We start from the raw sequence: 17791 nt of genomic DNA, 5'->3' as shown, positions 1-17791 counted from the left end.
TTTGCGCTAGCGCATCGGACATGTTGTTTGCGTCAAACTCCAGCCTGAGCCTGTGACATGGATTCTCATCCGCTTCTTCACTTCTCCTGGTCGGTGGTTCATCGTGCGCTCGCGAGTCCGGGGTGCATGGGTGTCTTCCTCTGCGCGCGCCGCGGTGCATATCAGTTGGTCCATGGCAGCGTGACTCAAAGGAACGGACAGTTCAGGCAGGGCGATCGTCACGGAGTCGTGGCTCGACGAGACCAGAGGATCGGCCGCCAGTCGAGGAAGCTCTGTGGAGACCCGGGCCGCTTCGTTTTCGGTCGGCCCAGCGAACAACAAGTCGACCGCAGTCTGTATGTTTGCTGCGATATCGACGAGTCGCGGCAGTGATGTCAGGTTCCCGCCGGACCAGAAGTAGACACGAATCTTCCGCAAATCCATCCCGGTCGCAGGCTCACCCACCTGAACCACACTGGTGGAGGGGATCCCACATGCCGATATCGCAAGAGAAATGAGCAGGGCAATGAGAGCCATCGGGTGAGAGTGGAGCTTTCGTGCCGGGGTTCCTCGGTATCGCATCAAGTGGTACTGGGGATGTTTCCGTTCGATCGGTGGACTCCTGCGGCGGTCAGGACGTCTTCGGCGAGACGGTAGGCGACGGCCAGGGAGGTTGTTTCCTCATTCGCGCTGTCCTCCAGTATCCGTGTGGTGGCTTCCTCGATCGAGGCGAGCCGCTGCAGGGACTGAGCCGGGGTGAGTTGGTGAAGCTCCAGGCCGGACGCATACATGACCCCGCCGGCGTTTGCCACGAAGTCCGGCGCCCAGGTGATCCGTGCCTTGGCCAGGTCCTGTGCCACCGTGTCGTGGGCCAGCTGGTTGTTGGCCGAGCCGACGATCGCCCGGCACCGCAGTGAGTCGACCAGCTCGGAGGTGAGAACGCCGCCCAGGGCGCAGGGCGCCAGAATGTCGGTCTGAAGGGTGTAGGCGCCGTCCAGTTCTACCCACTGCGCTCCGGACGTTTCTACGGCCGAGCGTCGCTCGGGGTCGACGTCGGCCGCCCGTACGTGGGCGCCCTGTGCGAGCAGGCGCTTGGTGAGCTCCTGTCCGACGCCGCCGAATCCGATCACCACTGCGTCACGCCCCCGCAGATGGGGCGCTCCCCACAGGTGTGCGGCGGTTGCGTTCATCGCGTGCTCGACGCCGGCGGCGGTTCCGAAGGTGGTGGCGCCGAGTCCGTCGGCTGTGGCGGAATAGCCGCCCACGTAGGGCGTACGGCGGCGCATGAGCTGGATGTCGGCGGAGCTGGTGCCGACATCGGGGGCCACGTAGTAGGCGCCGTTCAGCTCGTGGACAAGTTCGGCGACATCGAGCAGCAGGGCTTCCCGGAGTTGGCCGTCCAGTCGCTGAGGGCCCCCGGGCAGGAGCGGGACGACGGTCTTTCCTCCGCCCGTGCCGTTGCGGACCGCGGCGGCCTTGTAGGTCATCCCGCGGCTCAGTCGGAGACAGTCCACCAGTGCGTCGGCGGGGGAGTCGTATCGGGCGATCCGCATCCCACCGACGGCAGGACCGAGGCGGGTGGAGTGAATGGCGATGATCACTGGCAGCCCGGAGCGGCGTCCCTGCCTGACCAGGAACCCCTCATGATCGAGCGTGGTCTCCAGAGTGCGTGACGGCATGGCCAGTCCCTCCAGCTCAGATACGGGCTGACTTAGCAGTAGGTAAGTCAGGGCTGGCTTAAGCTAGCATAAGTCTGCTGCTGCGCTAGACGGGATGGTGTGATGTCGGCACTCATTGGCTCGCTGACAGACCGGGACAGCTGGAGCGAACACCGCTGCTCCGCGGCTCGGGCCCTGGAAGTACTCGGAACGCCCTCGAATCTGTTCGTGCTGCGCGAGGCCTTCTACGGCACGACCTACTTCAACGACTTCGTCCGCCACACCCCTCTGAGTGCACCCGCCACGGCTAAGCGGCTGAGAGAGCTCGTCGAGGTCGGACTGCTGCGACGGACCCCCTACCGGGCTCCGGGACAGCGAACACGCGACCGCTACGAACTGACCGGACCTGGCCAGGAGCTCCTGATCGCCTACTTCGCGCTGATGGAGTGGGGCGATCGCCACGCCACCCCGGGAACGGAGGGCGGGCCGGTTCGCTTGCGACACCGGGACTGCGATGCCCCCGTGCACGTGGAACTTTCCTGCTCCGACGGCCATACGCTCGTTCCCAGCGAACTCGAGGTCGTTCCAGCCCCCGGACTGTCGCAGAGTGAGACGGCAGACTGATCCCACCGCCGGACGGCCCCGGGTACGCAACTCATCCCGGCAGAGCCCTGGCGACGTTGATCGGCTCCAGTCGTAGCGGGATCAGCTCAGCTTCTGGACCGCCGCGGCCGGCCCTCGCGCGCCGCGGGACACTCCGATGACTTCACGCATGGATGCCTCAAGACCGGCCGCATCTCAGTCGAGGACGCGGCCCAGGAACCCGTGGATGTAGCCGCTGATGGCGTCGAGGCGCGTCTCCAAGGCGAAGTGCTCAGCCGGCAGCAGGTGAACTTCCCAGTCCGGCAGATCGCGGGTGAAAGCCCGGGCCCCGTCCGGTCCGAAGATCTCGTCGCCCGCACCCCAGACCGCAAGCAGCGGGACCTGACTGGGGGTCTGTCGAACGAGCAATGTAACCGGGGTTATTGGGGTTACTGACGTGCTGCGGAGAGCCGGCCGTGGAAGGTGATGTCGAAGGCGTTGAGTGCGGTCTTCCAGCGCATGGTCCAGCAGGCCTGGCCCTTGCCGGTGGGGTCCAGAGACATGATCGCCATGTAGACGCACTTCAACCCGGCCTGCTCGGTGGGGAAGTGACCGCGGGCTTTGACCGCCCGCCGGATCCTGGCGTTGACGGACTCGATCGCGTTGGTGGTGCAGACGACGCGGCGGATCTCGGTGTCGAAGCGGAGGAACGGGGTGAACTCCTCCCACGCGTTCTCCAGCAGGCGCACGATTGGCGGATACTTTCGGCCTCAGGAGTCGGCGCACTCGGCGAACCGCTCGAGTGAGCCGTCTTCGGTCGCCGCGGTGTAGACGGGCTTGAGTGCATTCGCGATCTTGTCCCAGTCCTGGCGGGCGGCATAGCGGAAGGAGTTCCGCAGCAGGTGGACCGCACAGGTCTGGACGGTGGTGCGGGGCCAGATGGCCTCGACCCCTTCGGGCAGACCCTTGAGCCCGTCGCAGACCAGCATCAGCACGTCGCCCACGCCACGATTCTTGATCTCGGTGAGGATGTACATCCAGTGCTCGGCGCCCGGCGGGTGTCAGCCCGGGAAGTCGAGGCTCTGGTAGCTGAACAGTTGGCCGTCGAGTGTGCCGGCGGTCCACCACTCCATGTGCCGGCGTTCGAGCACGGCCTGCGCCGTCTCCCGTGTAACTGCGGCGTCGCGGCGGTCCCGTAGGAGCTGCCTTGGTCGGGGGAGCTCGGGACGAAGAGGTGGCTGGACGCGGTCCGCATGGCCTCCTCCACGTGCGGCGTGCGCGCATGCCCTTCCGAGACCAGGTGGTTGGTCGGTTTGGAGCGTAGGCGGTCGGCGGAAGGGGCATCGGTGGTGTCACTGAGCATTTTCAGCGTCGCTTCTCCAGGGTGAGGACGGCTTTGGTGATGACGCTCATGCGGTTGGGGCTGACGCGGGATCTGCGGAAGATCTGCCCGGACTTCAGCCGTGCCATGCCTCGTTCGACGGGTGCCCGGCCCGCGGACACGGCCCGGTTCATGGCCCGCTCGGTGAGGGTGAGTTCGCCGCCTGGTGGGCGGCGCTCGGCGGTGGTGGCCCGGTCGCCCGCACCGATGTAAGCCATGTCGGCGAGGATCGGGACGCCTTGGCGCGCGCATATCCGGAGGATCTTGTGGGTGCGGGCGGCCGTCAGATCGTGGGTCCGGCCCGGCAGTCTCCAGGACCTTCCGGCGGCGTTGTCCAAGCGCCACACCTGAGCACCCTACGGATACCCCGACCACGGCCCCGACCACGATTTTCAGGCGGATGACAGCGGGCCCCGGAGGTCCGCTTAGGTGTCCCGGGCCCCGGTTCGGGGGGTGCACTATCCGATGATGCCCGGGGTGGGGCGCGCCCCTGGTGAGGGTCGTCACTCTGGATGATGATCATAATCTAGATGTGTACACTCGCTGCTGTGGGCCTGCGCAAGTCCGCGACGAGTCTCGTGGTGCCCTTCGAGGCGGCCATTTCTCTGACACGGACACGATCCATCAGGCGCCTGGAGAATTATCCGGAAGGAATCCATGGCACTGCCTCGCCTGGCTTACTTCCATCTGATGAAAAGGAGTAACATGCTAACCCAATCGCCACTCCCAGTGCTGGGTCACGGCAGAACCAACAGGCTGCTCACTTCGATTGTGGCCCTCATTTTGGCTGCAACAGCCTTTGCCTTTTCGGCGGGGCCGGCCAAAGCGGACACGCCAGGTGGTCAAATCTCTCACCTGTGGATAGATATTAGCGGAGGGCCCAGCAGCAACGCTGTCATCCAGTACTCTACGTTTCTGGCCAGCATTCGGAATGCTGCGGGTCATGGTCTGGGCTCGGTGTACACAACGCAGAATGCGTCGACCTCGCTCATCCGGGCGGACATCAACGTGAATGGGAACAGTCTGAGGCTTTGGATTTCCCCCCACAACCTGTATCTTCGCGGATTCACCAATGAGGCCAACGAAACGTACTACTTCAGGCCGGATTCCACGGAGCAGTACAACCTGGCAGAGGTCATGCAAAACCTGAGCCACACGGCAGGCTCGGGCACTGGTCTGCTCCCTCCTCTGGGTTCGATGCACCAACTTCCTTACGGTGGCGACTACAACGATCTGCTGTCGTACACCGGGAAGGTCAATAACAACCCGTACGACAGGTCGCAGATGGATGAGAGCTTCTATGGCTCATACGGACTGAATAACTCGGTCTGGAACCTCTTGTACGTGAATTCAGGAGACATCTACGGATCGACCATGGCTCGTTCACTGCTTTTCATGATCCAATACACTTCCGAAGCGTCCCGCTTCAACGATGTGGAAGGTGGCATGAGAGGCGTGATGGCTGGTACTCAAAATGTGGGAATCCCGGCGGCTCAGCAGGAACTTGAAAACCACTGGAGGGCGATTTCACAGTCCCTGAACCAGGCGTACGCCAACCAGGGGTTCTCACCGGTTTACGTCGGCCCCCACGTCGGCACCCTGAACAATGCCAGTGACGCGACACGCTATCTCAGGATGGGCCTGGGGAATGTTCTCTACGTCAATCCGACCGAGGACTGGTGGCACACAGAACTGTAACCCGGTTCCGTGCCCGCCCAGTAGCACTGAGCGTTTTCAGCGGGGCCACTGACGGGTGACGGGGCGGTGTGAGGTCGGGATGCGCAACGGATAGGGCTCCCGTGCCGTTGAGGGAGGTGTTCGACGTCTCAACTCAGCAGCACAGGAGTCCTGTTGGTTCCGTATCCTGCCGTACTCGACCTGCCTCACGCCCTGGTCGAGTGGGTCACGATGCTCATCGTCGCCCGTGAGGGTGACCGGCGGTGCAAACTCCCGCCGCACCGCCGTGCGCTGGTCGCACTCGTGTATCTGCGTCGCCACCACACACTCGCCCGTATCGCCGCGGCCTTCGGGATATCCGTCGGCACCGCCCACGCCTGCGTCACCGCGGTCACCGGTCTGCTCGCCGAGCAGGCGCCGGGCCTGCTGAAGACGCTGCGCGTGCACGAACCGGACTTCGTCCTCCCGGACGGCACACTCGCAGAGTGTGACCGCGTCGGCGACGGCAGGGCCGACTACTCCTCGAAACACAAGCGGCACGGGGTGAACGTGCAGTTCGTCACGGACCCGGCCGGCGAGATTCTGTGGCTGTCGCCGGCACTGCCGGGCCGGACCCACGATCTGACGGCCGCCCGCACCCACAAGATCCTCCGGATCTGCGCGCCAAGGCGTCCCGATCCTCGCCGACATGGCCTACATCGGTGCGGGCGAAAGCCGGGGCAGGTCTGGTACGACACGCTGACCGGCAGCCGCTTGTCGGCTCAGGCGCAGTTCGCCAATGTCGCGGCGGGCACCGTCGCCGCGGCGACGGTGTGCTAGGGGAAGGGCGAGAAGGGCCGCGCGGTACAGGCCGCCTGGCAGGAGGTCAGTGTGACGCGAGCGGGGGCCGCAGGCCTGCTCCGGCAGCAGTCGGGCCAGCCACAGGAGGTGTGAGCAGCAGCCATGTGTATCGAGGTGACTCGGTCCGGCAGCTTCGCGGGGCTGGCCCGGCAGGCCGTCCTGGACACCGCCACGCTGCCGGACGCGGAGCACCTGGAGGCGCTGGCCGAGGCCGGGCTGTGCGCCCCGCCGAGCGTCTCGGACCCCGTACGGGACGGCTACCCCGGCGCCGTGGACGGCCGCACGATCGAGTGCGTCGATCCGGTCCTGAGGCCTGCGCGGCGTGAGCTGGTCACGGAGTTGCTGAGCGAGGGGCGTAAGAGCAGGTCGGACGCGTGTCCCGCCCCGGTCTGCGGGGCGGGACACGCACCGCCGGGCGGACCGGGATCTTGGGTTTCCGGCTACTTGCGCGTCGGGTCCCGGACTCCTTCTGGCAGCAAAGCCGGATCACTGTCGGGATGGCCCCCGACACGAAGGAACCGAGAATGTCCGCTCTTTCCCGCAGAAAACTCCTGGGCGCCGCCGTCACCGTCACCGGTGCGGCCGCCCTGGGTGCCGCCACCCCCGGCGTCGCCGGTGCGGCGTCCGAGGAGGGCCTCAAGCCGGGCAAGGGCCACGAGCCCGAGCACGGCCACGGCGGCCACACGTACGGCGACCTCCGCGACATCAAACACGTCGTGGTGATCATGCAGGAGAACCGCAGCTTCGACCACTACTTCGGCTCCATGAAGGGCGTGCGCGGCTTCGGTGACCGCGCCACGATCCAGTTGCCCGGTGGCAAGTCCGTCTGGGAGCAGCCGAAGACGATCGCGGTGGGCGCGGAGACGCAGTTCCCGTGGCGGCTGAGCGGCGCCAAGTCCTGGAGCGGCAACACACCGCCGAGCGCAGAGCTCGGCGCGGCCAACTACCCCGGCACCAGCCACGGCTGGACCGACCAGCACGGCGCCTGGTACGGCGGCCTGATGAACGGCTGGTACTACGCCAAGGGCGGCCCGACCACTCTCGGTTACCTGGACCGCAAGGACCTGCCGTTCCACTCCGCCCTCGCCGACGCCTACACGGTCGGCGACGCCTACCACTGCTCCGTGCTCAGCGCGACGGGCCCGAACCGCACCTTCCTGTGGGGCGGCACGATCAACGCGGACAAGAAGCACGGCACGTTCACGGCCAACGACGGCGGTGACGAGCGCGGCAAGTTCCTGCCGTGGGAGTCCTACGCCGAGACGCTGCAGAAGGCGGGCGTCAGCTGGCGCGTCTACCAGTGCGACGACGACTACGGCGACAACGGCGCGGAGTACTTCGACACCTTCGCCAAGCTCGACCCGTCACAGGGCGGCACGGCAGCCCCGGGCAACGTCTACTACGACAACGGTGTCAAGAACGTCCCCGAGCCGGCCACCGGCCTCGCCGGCAACGCCGACAACATCAACGCCGCGATCCGCGCCGACGTACTGAACGGCACGCTGCCCGAGGTCAGCTGGGTCGTCAACAACCAGTTCTTCTCGGAGCACCCGGTCACCGCCCCGAGCAACGGCGCATACTTCCTGCGTGGCGTCCTGGAGGCCCTCAACGCCGACCCCGAGGTCTTCAACTCGACGCTGGTGATCCTCAACTACGACGAGAACGACGGCCAGTTCGACCACGTCGCCCCGCCGGTCCCGGCGCCGGGCGAGGGCGACGAGTTCGTCGCGGGCACCATGGCCGAGTACGGCGTGACCGAGCCGTTGCCGGTCGGCCTCGGCTTCCGGGTGCCCCTCATCCTCATCTCGCCCTGGACCCGCGGCGGCTGGGTGACCTCGGAGGTCTCCGACCATACGTCGGTCATCCAGTTCGTGGAGAAGTGGACCGGCGCGCTCGGCAAGCCCGCCGTCTCCCCCAACATCAGCGCGTGGCGCCGCAAGGTGTGCGGTGACCTCACCGGCGCCTTCGACTTCGCCAAGCCCGTCTACGGGATGCCCGAGCTGCCCAAGACCGGGGACCTGATCCCGGAGACCCGCTACACCCCGCTACCGGGCGACAACACGATGCCCGCCCAGGAGAAGGGAAGCAAGCCGGCCCGCCCGCTGCCCTACCAGCCCAACGCCAACCTGACCGGTTTCGCAGGCGGTGCGGCGATGCTGGAGTTCGCCAACGAGGCGCCGTTCGCCACCAAGGCGGCCCACTTCGCCGTCTACGACAACACGCTGACGGCCGTCCCGACGCTCGCCCAGTACCCGGCCGCCTTTCCGGGCCAGTACACCGTGGCCGCCAAGCACACGGGCACCGGCACCGGCCCCGTCGGCGCCGGCGCCGGCGACACCGCCTACGACCTGACGGTCACGGGCCCGAACCGTTTCCTGCGCCGCTTCGCCGGCGACACCGCCGCCGCGGGCAGGGACCTGGTCGTCGAGGCGGCCTACTACGCGGGTAAGGCCAACGGCCACCCGAAGTTGCTCCTCACCCTGCGCAACGACGGCAAGAAACCGGTGACCTTCACCGTCCGCCACAACCACTACATCTCCGGCGCCCCGCACCGGGCGCACGTCGCCCCGCACGACAAGGAGACCTGGACGGTCGACGCGGTGAAGCTCAGCGAGGGCTGGTACGACGTGACCGTCACGGTCGACAGCGACTCCTCGTGGTCCCAGCGCTTTACCGGCCACCTCGAGACTGGCAAGCCCAGCATCACCGGCTGACCCCCGAGCCGACGGCAGCTGAACCGCCCGCCGGGCCGTCGCGCCCTTGCGGGCTCAACTCCGAGGGGAGGGCCGTCCCTGCGCCCTGTTCAGGGCGCAGGGACGGCCACTCAGCCCGAAACCGGCGCTGCTACGAACCAGACCCCGCCGTGAACCACAGCAGCGGCTTCGTCGGATCGGCGAGGCGTGCAGCGAGGGTCGCCTGGGCAAGGCGTGGGCAGGGGGAGTTCAAATATACCGGTAGTTCGTTAATCCGGTGGTGAGGTGGGTTGACGGTAGTTCGGGTCGGTCGTAGGCCGGTCGGAGGAGTCAACTGTTCCGTCGGGGCTGAAGATGACTGCTCACTGTCCGTGTCCGCCCGCGCCGGTCCATTGGAGGGGTACGCGGCTGACGCAGTCACCACCGGACAGGGCATTGACCTCTACCTCCGGATTTAACGAACTACCGGTAACGAGCTGGCCTGGCGGACACGAGACGGCCGTGCTTCTTCGCTGTTCACGCCAAAGCCCGCGAAGATGCGGTGCCGTGGACATCTTGCTCGTAGCCAGCGCGTTCAACAGCCTTTCGCAGCGTCTGTACGTCGAATTGTCAGGGCACGGACACCGTGTGGAGGTCGTGCTCGCCACTCATGGCCCGGCCCCGGTCCGCGCTGCTCTACACGTTATGCGGCCCGGGCTGATCGTCGCGCCGATGCTGAAGACGGCGCTTCCCGAGGACGTATGGCAGGAGCACACGTGTTTGATCGTCCACCCGGGTCCGCCCGGCGACCGGGGTCCGTCCGCGCTGGACTGGGCCGTGGACGCGCGAACGCCGTACTCGGGTGTGACTGTGCTGCAGGCGGGAGCGGCGATGGATGCGGGCGCGATCTGGGCCGCCGAGCGCTTCCGAGTGCCACCCGTCGGCAAGAGCGACCTGTACCGGGGTGAGGTCACTGACGCTGCGGTAAGAGCCGTCCTTGTGGCGGTACGACGCTTCACAGAAGGCACTTACAAGCCCCTGCCGCAGACAGACGCCTCGGTGAACGTTGTCTGGCGCGATGCCTTCCGGCAGGAGCGGCGCCGTATCGACTGGCATCATGATGACACCGAGACGGTGGTGCACAAGCTTCGCGCCGCCGATTCGCAGCCGGGCGTGCTGGATCAACTCGTCGGCCGGGAGGTGTTCCTCCACGGAGGGTATCCGGAAGACCAGCTGCGCGGTCGCCCTGGTGCACTTCTCGCCCAGCGCGCCGGTGCCATCTGCCGGGCCACCAGGGACGGCGCGGTCTGGATCCCCGAGCTCCGGCCTCGCAAGAACTCGGGCGATCCCGCTCCCTTTCGCCGTCCGGCCACGTCTGTTCTGGCCAGCTTCACCGCAGGCACCCGGACCGCACTGCCGCAAGCCGTCCTTCCCTTCGACGTGCCGGCCAGCCGGCGCACATGGAGCGACATCCGTTACAACCAACACGGCGGTGTCGGCTTCCTGACCTTCTCCTTTCCCGGCGGCGCAATGAGCACCCAGCAGTGCCGGCGACTGCTCGCCGCTTACCGGTTTGCGCTCTCCCGCCCGACCCGCGTCCTCGTCCTCGGCGGCAAGCGAGACTTCTTCTCCAACGGCATCCATCTGAATGTCATCGAAGCCGCCCCCGATCCAGGCCGAGAGTCCTGGGCCAACCTCAACGCCATGGACGACCTCGTCGAACAGATCCTGCTCACCACCGACCGGCTCGTGGTTGCCGCCGTCGGCGGGAACGCTGCTGCCGGCGGCGCCATGCTCGCCCTCGCCGCAGACGAGGTCTGGTGCCGCACCGGCATCGTCCTGAACCCGCACTATCGACGCATGGGCCTGTACGGCTCCGAGTACTGGACGTACACACTGCCCCGGCGGGTCGGCCCCGGACACGCAGAGCGACTCACCGCCGAGGCCCTGCCGGTCAGCGCGGTCGACGCCGAACGGCTCGGCCTTGTGGACCGGCTTGTACCAGCCGCACCGCAGGAGTTCACTGCCGAGATCGAGCGACTCGCCGTCGAGATCGTCGCCGATCCTGGACTGGACCGGCGAATCGCCGCCAAGGCCGTCGCACACTGCGCGAGGGAACGCACACGTTCCCTCTCAGATCATCGAAATGCCGAACTTGCCCGTATGCACGCCATTTTCTTCAACCCCCGCGCGCCCTACCATGACTTGCGCTCCGCCTTCGTTCGCAAGACCCCAAGCCATTCGCCCTTCCCACTCACCAGGCCCGCCGATCTTGGATGACACCTCATCCGCCGACGACCACCGCCAGAAAACCTCTCCGCAACGTCCTCACCCGCGCGACCTCAATAGGACCGCCCGCCTCGACATCAGTATTGGACTCGTTCGTCGCCGTCGCAGAACGAGCCTCGATCGCCCGTCGTTCGCTCAGCAAATCCGAAGAGAACTGTCAGACTCCGTGCGGTCATTCCCGGCGCCTTGCAGTGTCGTCTTCTGCGACACCACCGTCGAAGCGGGCGAGACCGAGGTGAACGGAGAGCACGAACCAGTACAGCGGTTCTCCAGCCGCCTTCACAGACCGCCCCCTCCCGGCCCGGCACCGGCCGTGCAGGGCAGCTGCTGCACGTGTGTGCTGCCCGTCCAAGAGACTCTGCGGGCGCGCAGCACCCGTTCTCTGCGCCCTGCACCGCGGCGAGAGCCTGCCCTCGTCCGCCTGCAGGCGCCGGCACCGGCCCCACACGACGATCTCCAGGGATCCCGCGCTGCTAGTGCTCTGACCGCATAGGTTCACCGGGTCGGTGGTCGTGGCGGTTGGATGGGGGGTGATGTCCAATCCGACCGCTGGAGGCGCGGTGGCCGAGCCCGTCCGTGTGCGCAGACTGACCGGTCAGGAGGGGCAGAAGCTGCGGCAGATCGTGCGCCGGGGAAGCACCAACTCAGTGCGCTATCGGCGCGCGATGATGCTGCTGGCCTCGGCCGGTGGGAACCGGGTACCGGTGATCGCCCAGCTGGTGCAGGCCGACGAGGACACCGTCCGAGATGTGGTCCACTGCTTCAACGAGATCGGCCTGGCCTGCCTGGACCCTCGGTGGGCGGGAGGCCGTCCCCGCCGACTCAGCCCTGACGACGAGGACTTCGTCATCCGGACGGCCACCACCCGCCCCACCAAACTCGGCCAGCCCTTCACCCGCTGGTCACTGCGCAAACTCGTCGCCTACCTACGGAAAATCCACGGCCGGGTGATTTACATCGGCCGTGAGGCGTTACGCGGCCTGCTCGCCCGCCGCGGTGTCACCTTTCAGCGCACCAGGACATGGAAGGAATCCCCGGACCCCGAGCGCGAGGCGAAGCTGGACCGGATCGAGGAGGTCCTTGACCGCTTCCCGGACCGGGTCTTCGCCTTCGACGAGTCGGGCCCCCTCGGGATCCGACCCACCGGCGGCAGCTGCTGGGCCACGCAGACCAGGCCCGACCGGGTGCCGGCCACCTACCACCGCACCCACGGAGTGCGGTACTTCCACGGCTGCTACTCGGTCGGCGACGACACCCTGTGGGGCGTCAACCGCCGCAGGAAGGGCGCCGCCAACACGCTGGCCGCACTGAAGTCGATCCGCGCCGCCCGACCCGACGGCGCCCCGATCTACGTGATCCTGGACAACCTGTCCGCCCACAAAGGCGCCGACATCCGCCGCTGGGCCAGGAAACACAAGGCCGAACTGTGCTTCACCCCGACCTACGCCTCCTGGGCCAACCCGATCGAAGCCCACTTCGGACCACTGCGGCAGTTCACCCTCGCCAACTCCCACCACCCCAACCACACCGTGCAGACCCGGGCCCTGCACGCCTACCTGCGGTGGCGCAACGCCAACGCACGCCACCGCGACGTCCTGGCCGCAGAACGCAAGGAACGCGCCCGCGTCCGCAGCGAGAAGGGCGTCCGCTGGGGCGGACGCCCCCTCGCCGCCGCGGCCTGACACCGCCCAACGGCCAGTGACTCAGAAGCCCCGAAAGACGCCGTCCTCGTCGACGGCGCCGGCGAACTCCTCGAAGTCCATGTTCGCGCCCGAGAGGTTGTTCTCAATGCTCCACAGCTGGGCTGCCACAACGCGGACACCACACCCACGCTCACCCTGCAGGTCCAGCACGAGGAGCGGCCGTTCAGCCGAGGCGAGGGCTACACAGTCCGCTAAGACAAGAAGCGGATGCTGGTACTCCGCGGGGATCAGGTCGAGGGCCTGGTCGGACGTCAAACCCTCGTACCTCCGGTCATCGACGACTGCGACGTTGGCCAAGAAGCCGTCCTTGCTGGGCGAAAACAGCGCCACCCGCAGAGCGTCCCAGGCACCGTCTGCCGAGAAATCGGTGCGCACAACGAGGGCTTCCAGAGTGCAGGGGAGCTGATTCATGCGCGGACAGTACCGCCAACCCGGTGAACCAATCCGGTCACAGCACTAGCGTGACATCTCCGACAGCCCCCGCCGCCCGTCTCGCGGCCGCTCTGCTGGGCCTCTCCATAGTGATCGCCATGCCGAACGAATTGCAAACAGCGTGCCCGGGCCACGGGTCGATGTGGCCCGGGAATGGTTCGACGCATACCGCCAGGACTGGAAACAAGAGAAGGGCGGCCACTGGGCGATCACCCGCGACGGTGACGAGGTACTCGGCCGGATTGCACTACGCGGACTGGATTTAGACGACGGCGTAGCCGGCGCGGCCTACTGGGTGCTCCCGGCCGCCCGCGGGGCCAAAGTGGCCTCGTACGGCCTCGGGGCGCTCACGGCCTGGGCCCTGAACGAGATCGGCTTCCACCGGCTGGAGCTGGACCACTCCACCCGCAACCACGCCTCCTGCAGGGTCGCTACCAAGTCCGGCTACCTCCTGGAAGGCACCAAGCGAAGCGCCGCCGTGCATGACGACGGCCGACACGACATGCATCTGCACGCCCGCATCCGAAGCGACTGAGCCTTCCCAGTCTCGCGGCGAGCGCCGCCATTGAGCGCTCAGTTCTGATCAACCGCCTGCCGGGACACCCCACCGACACCGTCCTGCGGTCTCAGATCAAACCGCTCTGTGGAGCCACTTCACATCGCCTGATTTTCACGAATCAATCGTGCACTGATAACAGTTGGGGTCGGGACTCGCGCAGCTTGTGGCTCGGCACGGTCGCGGCGACGAGGCGATCGCCGTGATGCGCGCACAGACTGAGGCCCGGAACGATGACGAATTTGTGATCCACACTCTGTCCGAATTGTGCCCCGACCAGGATCGGCCTGCCGAAGGCCTGGCACACCTCGACGCCCTCGCCGCCCAGCGCGAGCGGAAAGAAGAATGGGAATTGTCGCGGATGCGGCTGCCGCTGACGGCAGCCTGCGGCGGGGTCGATGAGGCGGTCAGGCGGGCCCGAGCCCACCCCGAAGGCACCACCTGGCACGCGGCGGGGCACATCGCCCATCTCCTTGCTGGCGCCGGCCACACCGAGGAAGCCGTGGCCCGTCCTCCAGCAGTACGATGGTAAGAACCTTTACGACCTTGCTCGCTATCTCATCGACCTCGCACGCGTCTGGGAGGCCTTGGCCGTGTACCAACCTTCGAGCCTCCCGGCACCGCTGGTAGCGACGACACGCCTGCGGTCGGAGGATCCACTGTTCTGAGACCCTGACTCCGACCTATTTCGGAGAGCGACGTTCCGTCAGGTGAGACCAACGGTGCGCCGTGCTCGCTCGATCTCGACCCGCGTGAACGTAGCCACCATCTGCTGCGGGGCGACGCGGGCAAAGCTTTCGGCGTGGTAGTGGAACATACTCTCAACGATCTTCCATAGGTGTGTTGTTGAAGGTGCACCTGGTGGAAGCGCACCGAGTGGTCCCGGTGGCGGGCGTGGGTCGGCACGTTGACATTCTCCGAACCTGAGGGTGCGTGATGCGGAATGCTCTGGCCATGAGCGATGAATCCGAGCGGCTGGCGAAAGCTCTCATGGAGTTCCGGGAAGCCCGGGGCATTTCCGTGAGCGAGCTCGCACGTCGCACACAGTTGAGTCAGGCGACCATCAGGCTTCACGAGAGTGATCGCGGACGCCCGCCCGTTCCCTTCGCGGCCCGCCGTTTCGAGGAGGTTCTCGGCTGGGTACCGGGCAGCATCCCGAGCACTGCGCACGAGCCGACGGATCGCGAGCCGCCGCCGGACTCCAGTCCTGTCACTGGACAGGTCGAGCAGTCAGGACTGCTGGCGGCGCGCCGCTTGATCGACGAAGGCGAACAGTCCTTGCTCGGGTCTCGGCCAGGATTCCCCGCCACCGAGGCGGACGATCAGAGGGTATTGGACCGCCCGGCGATCTGACCGAAGGTGGGCAGGCCCAGGTGGACTACCGAGGGTTTGAGTGCGGCATCGAGCTGGGTCAGCTCTCCTCTGCGTCGGCCAGGCTGATCTCCAGGCCGTCGACCTCGCCATGCCGGCCTTCTCGCTGGGCTTCGGCGATCCGATCGAGCATGTGGTCGCGGATCTCGAGCTGGCGACCTCGCTGGGACGGCTCGGCGCGGAGGAGTGAGCATCGGACGCACGCTTCTCTGAACCATCGCTTGCTTCCCTCCGAATGAGCTGTCGGGGCTCAGCCATGCCGGTGGGCGCGGGCCTCACGACTTCAGCACATCTTCCCGATCCCCAAGGCCCGAGCTCGCTCTCCACACTTCTCCGGGCGGATCCGCTCGGCCAGGCAGTGCCGGTGGGAGATGTCGGTGTGATCAGGGTGTGCCGGGGGAACGGTGCGTTGATTCAGCCGGAGGGTCGGTGACATCCACTCGGACGGACAACTGACAACCGACAAAAACCGTCAGAGCCATCCTTGCGAAAACCATTGGTGCCCGGCTTGCTCCGCTGTTGGACTGACGTCCTACCGTGAGTCTGCCGCGTGACGGAGGTAGTGGATGTGACAGGTTATGACGTGCTCGCCGAGGTGTACGAATGGCTCATCTCGGATGCAAAGTTGCCTCCAGCCGAGTTCGCTGCGTCGTTCGACGACGTCCTCGATCTCCTGCCGTCGCACGCTCGCGTCCTCGACTGTTCGTGCGGAACCGGACAGTTGGCGGTTGGCCTTGCCGGTCGTGGCATGCAGGTTGTCGCAACTGACGCCAGCGAGGCGATGGTTCGTCGGACTGCGGAGTTGTCTGAGGAGTTCGGGGCGTCCGTGCGGGCCGTACGGGCGAACTGGGAAGAGTTGCCCGACCATTTCCAGGACAACACGTTCGACATGGTGTTCTGCGTTGGTAACTCGCTTCACCATGCCAGGGGCGCGACAGGCAGGGGTGTTGCTCTGGAGTCGATGTCACGGCTCCTGCGTCCCGGCGGGCGCTTGGTACTCACGTCCCGCACTTGGGAACTCGTGAGGGCCAGAGGTTCCCGGCTGGAGATCAGTGACCGACTCGTCCGCCGGAACGGTCGCGATGCCGTCGTGGTCTACCGCTGGGAGATTGCGCCGCATTGGGAGGAGGAGCACCACATCGAGATTGCGATCGCGCAAGTTGATGGGACCGGGTTGGTTCTTGTCCGCTCGGAACTGCTGTCCTGCTGGCCCTACCGGTACGAGGAACTCGAGGTCGAGTTGCACCGGGTCGGACTCCAGACGGAACTGAGCACGTTCGATCTTGAGGCCGAGAACTACATGGTGGTCGCGAGCAAGGTATGAGCACCGGACTCTCAGCCTCTGGCCGGACCGCGCGGTTGCTCGCAGGACGCCGGCGTTCTCTCATCGGTGCGGGTGGCATCGGTTCGGGCAGGGAATGGCGACGATGGCGCGTGATCTGCCGGCGCAGCCGTCGGTGGATGCGACGCTGGAGCACATCACGGGCAGCGCGGTGGAATTGGTGGCGGGCTGTGATGCCGCGGGGATCCTCATCGTCAGTGGTGGGGAGGTGGAGACGCTGGCTCCGACCGAGCACCTCGTGACGGGTCTGGACGGCCTCCAACAGCGACTGGGGCAGGGGCCTGTTTGGACGCGGCTCGTCATGGTGTGCGCGAACGGGTTTTCCGGATCGGGGACTTCACGGAGGAGGAGTCGCGGTGGCCGGCGTTCGTGCCGGAGGCGCTGGAGCGCGGGATGGGCAGCACGTTGGGGTTTCTGCTGCTCACCGATGATGAGGACTTCGGTGCGCGCCTGGCGTTGTAGACGATGGCGGTTTCCAGGCTGCAGGCCTCCTGGGCCAAGCGGAATGGTTTGGGTGCACCGGTCGGGGAACCGGTCTTCGCGTGCAGGTTGATCAACACTCTACGACGCGGGCGGGCGTGAGCTCGTTCGGTTCGGTGGGCGTCCCCAGAGCCTGCGAAGGTCGGTGGCCGGTGGTGGGGCAAGTCGGCACTGGGCGTTCTTGCCGACTCTTTTGGCATGGGCGGGCTAATGGCAGGCCAGGGCATGTCCGCCGGGCGGGGAACGTGGCGGATCCGGTGGCTGAGATACTCGATGATTCTGCGGGGTATGCATGGGTGAACGACGATTGCACGGATGTCTCGGCACGATGGCGGGGCTTGCTCTCGCCCTGCTCGCCGCACTGCTTCTCGGTAGAGCACTGGGCGCCTGTGGCGGTGGCATCAACTATGCGGCTAACAGTACCTTCCTCATCGTCCTCTTCGTTCCTCTCCTTTGGGTTCTGCTGGTCCTGAGTTGGGTGCTGCTGGGCGTTCTTCTGGGGAAACGGCCTCGTCTTCACGCACTCGCTCTCGCGGTGGTCCTTCTTGGCCTGTGCTGGTGTGCCGTCTCCCTTTTCTGGAGCGGTGACACGTATGAATGCCCCAGCGGCGTACCCCCGTGGTGGCCGGGGTTTCTCCCCGCTCCCGGATTCTGAGTGGAGCTCAATTCCGCACAGTGGAGGGCGCGCCGGCCTTCCTCCTCGCTCGGGACGGGGAAGGGCTGTTGCTCCCCGCGGGCGAGGGAGCAGTCGCTTCGCGCGGGCCGTACTCCGCCACGCGTTGTCAGAGCACATCTCAGCTTGTCGTTTTGCGTCCGGCTTCGAACGGGA

General features: G+C 66.4%; 14 protein-coding genes and 4 pseudogenes. 11 read left to right on the top strand and 7 right to left on the bottom strand.

Annotated features, from left to right (window positions below):
• Window positions 1-6 precede the first annotated feature (6 nt).
• Together OG776_RS05115 and OG776_RS05110 are read right to left on the bottom strand one after the other, a co-directional pair.
• Window positions 7-516, bottom strand: coding sequence for a hypothetical protein (locus OG776_RS05115; RefSeq protein ID WP_329319173.1), 510 nt, complete (start codon window positions 514-516; stop codon window positions 7-9).
• A gap of 44 nt (window positions 517-560) precedes the next feature.
• On the bottom strand, window positions 561-1658 hold the full coding sequence (locus OG776_RS05110) for a Glu/Leu/Phe/Val dehydrogenase dimerization domain-containing protein (RefSeq protein WP_148012099.1): 1098 nt from the start codon (window positions 1656-1658) through the stop codon (window positions 561-563).
• Window positions 1659-1760: 102 nt separating this feature from the next.
• Here OG776_RS05110 and OG776_RS05105 point away from each other — a divergent pair, with 102 nt between their 5' ends.
• Window positions 1761-2261 carry a winged helix-turn-helix transcriptional regulator gene (locus tag OG776_RS05105; protein WP_148012098.1) on the top strand — a complete coding sequence of 167 codons (501 nt, stop codon included), beginning with the start codon at window positions 1761-1763 and terminating at the stop codon, window positions 2259-2261.
• 174 nt (window positions 2262-2435) lie between these two features.
• Here the strand turns inward: OG776_RS05105 and OG776_RS05100 are convergent.
• The 3 pseudogenes from OG776_RS05100 to OG776_RS05090 all read right to left on the bottom strand — a co-directional run.
• Window positions 2436-2627, bottom strand: a pseudogene (locus OG776_RS05100) (alpha/beta fold hydrolase); the annotation flags it as partial.
• 41 nt (window positions 2628-2668) lie between these two features.
• A pseudogene (locus OG776_RS05095) lies at window positions 2669-3271 on the bottom strand (IS256 family transposase); the annotation flags it as partial.
• Between the two features lie 313 nt (window positions 3272-3584).
• A pseudogene (locus tag OG776_RS05090) lies at window positions 3585-3908 on the bottom strand (transposase family protein); the annotation flags it as partial.
• A 349-nt stretch (window positions 3909-4257) separates the two neighbouring features.
• Between OG776_RS05090 and OG776_RS05085 the strand changes: the two are divergent.
• The 5 genes and pseudogenes from OG776_RS05085 (at window position 4258) to OG776_RS05065 (ending at window position 12760) form a co-directional block, all read left to right on the top strand.
• Window positions 4258-5298 (top strand): ribosome-inactivating family protein, encoded by a 1041-nt coding sequence (locus OG776_RS05085; RefSeq protein ID WP_148012095.1) that lies wholly within the window; start codon window positions 4258-4260, stop codon window positions 5296-5298.
• A 153-nt stretch (window positions 5299-5451) separates the two neighbouring features.
• Window positions 5452-5986 (top strand): annotated as a pseudogene (locus OG776_RS05080) (transposase family protein); the annotation flags it as partial.
• Window positions 5987-6641: 655 nt separating this feature from the next.
• The gene (locus tag OG776_RS05075; protein WP_329319169.1) at window positions 6642-8831 is read left to right on the top strand and encodes a phosphocholine-specific phospholipase C; all 2190 of its coding nucleotides are present in this window, start codon (window positions 6642-6644) and stop codon (window positions 8829-8831) included.
• A gap of 525 nt (window positions 8832-9356) precedes the next feature.
• Window positions 9357-11069 carry an enoyl-CoA hydratase-related protein gene (locus OG776_RS05070; protein ID WP_329319167.1) on the top strand — a complete coding sequence of 571 codons (1713 nt, stop codon included), beginning with the start codon at window positions 9357-9359 and terminating at the stop codon, window positions 11067-11069.
• Window positions 11070-11638: 569 nt separating this feature from the next.
• Window positions 11639-12760: an IS630 family transposase gene (locus OG776_RS05065; protein ID WP_329323659.1), complete on the top strand. Its 1122-nt coding sequence runs from the start codon at window positions 11639-11641 to the stop codon at window positions 12758-12760.
• Window positions 12761-12781: 21 nt separating this feature from the next.
• Here OG776_RS05065 and OG776_RS05060 read toward each other — a convergent pair whose 3' ends face one another.
• Window positions 12782-13192: a DUF6924 domain-containing protein gene (locus OG776_RS05060; RefSeq protein WP_329319165.1), complete on the bottom strand. Its 411-nt coding sequence runs from the start codon at window positions 13190-13192 to the stop codon at window positions 12782-12784.
• Window positions 13193-13247: 55 nt separating this feature from the next.
• On the opposite strand from OG776_RS05060, the gene OG776_RS05055 reads away from it, so the two are divergent.
• Complete coding sequence (locus OG776_RS05055) at window positions 13248-13748, top strand: GNAT family N-acetyltransferase (protein ID WP_329323658.1); 501 nt, start codon at window positions 13248-13250, stop codon at window positions 13746-13748.
• A gap of 142 nt (window positions 13749-13890) precedes the next feature.
• On the opposite strand, the gene OG776_RS05050 is transcribed toward OG776_RS05055, so the two are convergent.
• On the bottom strand, window positions 13891-14238 hold the full coding sequence (locus tag OG776_RS05050; protein WP_329326369.1) for a hypothetical protein: 348 nt from the start codon (window positions 14236-14238) through the stop codon (window positions 13891-13893).
• A 485-nt stretch (window positions 14239-14723) separates the two neighbouring features.
• Between OG776_RS05050 and OG776_RS05045 the strand changes: the two genes are divergently transcribed.
• The 4 genes from OG776_RS05045 (at window position 14724) to OG776_RS05030 (ending at window position 16944) form a co-directional block, all read left to right on the top strand.
• Window positions 14724-15122: a helix-turn-helix domain-containing protein gene (locus tag OG776_RS05045; RefSeq protein ID WP_329319162.1), complete on the top strand. Its 399-nt coding sequence runs from the start codon at window positions 14724-14726 to the stop codon at window positions 15120-15122.
• Between the two features lie 40 nt (window positions 15123-15162).
• Complete coding sequence (locus tag OG776_RS05040) at window positions 15163-15330, top strand: hypothetical protein (RefSeq protein ID WP_329319160.1); 168 nt, start codon at window positions 15163-15165, stop codon at window positions 15328-15330.
• A gap of 378 nt (window positions 15331-15708) precedes the next feature.
• Entirely contained in the window at window positions 15709-16464 is a 756-nt protein-coding gene (locus tag OG776_RS05035) for a class I SAM-dependent methyltransferase (RefSeq protein WP_148012129.1), read from the top strand.
• 324 nt (window positions 16465-16788) lie between these two features.
• Window positions 16789-16944, top strand: coding sequence for a hypothetical protein (locus OG776_RS05030; protein ID WP_329319158.1), 156 nt, complete (start codon window positions 16789-16791; stop codon window positions 16942-16944).
• Window positions 16945-17791 lie beyond the last annotated feature (847 nt).

Source organism: Streptomyces sp. NBC_01689 (assembly GCF_036250675.1).
Lineage (GTDB): Bacteria > Actinomycetota > Actinomycetes > Streptomycetales > Streptomycetaceae > Streptomyces.
This window is presented reverse-complemented; position numbering and strand designations above follow the sequence as displayed.

Excerpts from the sequence above, each read along its gene's own strand:
- OG776_RS05115 (WP_329319173.1), bottom strand. The coding sequence starts at position 516 with ATGGCTCTCATTGCCCTGCTCATTTCTCTTGCGATATCGGCATGTGGG.
- OG776_RS05110 (WP_148012099.1), bottom strand. The coding sequence starts at position 1,658 with ATGCCGTCACGCACTCTGGAGACCACGCTCGATCATGAGGGGTTCCTG.
- OG776_RS05105 (WP_148012098.1), top strand. The coding sequence starts at position 1,761 with ATGTCGGCACTCATTGGCTCGCTGACAGACCGGGACAGCTGGAGCGAA.
- OG776_RS05085 (WP_148012095.1), top strand. The coding sequence starts at position 4,258 with ATGGCACTGCCTCGCCTGGCTTACTTCCATCTGATGAAAAGGAGTAAC.
- OG776_RS05075 (WP_329319169.1), top strand. The coding sequence starts at position 6,642 with ATGTCCGCTCTTTCCCGCAGAAAACTCCTGGGCGCCGCCGTCACCGTC.
- OG776_RS05060 (WP_329319165.1), bottom strand. The coding sequence starts at position 13,192 with ATGAATCAGCTCCCCTGCACTCTGGAAGCCCTCGTTGTGCGCACCGAT.
- OG776_RS05050 (WP_329326369.1), bottom strand. The coding sequence starts at position 14,238 with ATGGGCGATGTGCCCCGCCGCGTGCCAGGTGGTGCCTTCGGGGTGGGC.
- OG776_RS05045 (WP_329319162.1), top strand. The coding sequence starts at position 14,724 with ATGAGCGATGAATCCGAGCGGCTGGCGAAAGCTCTCATGGAGTTCCGG.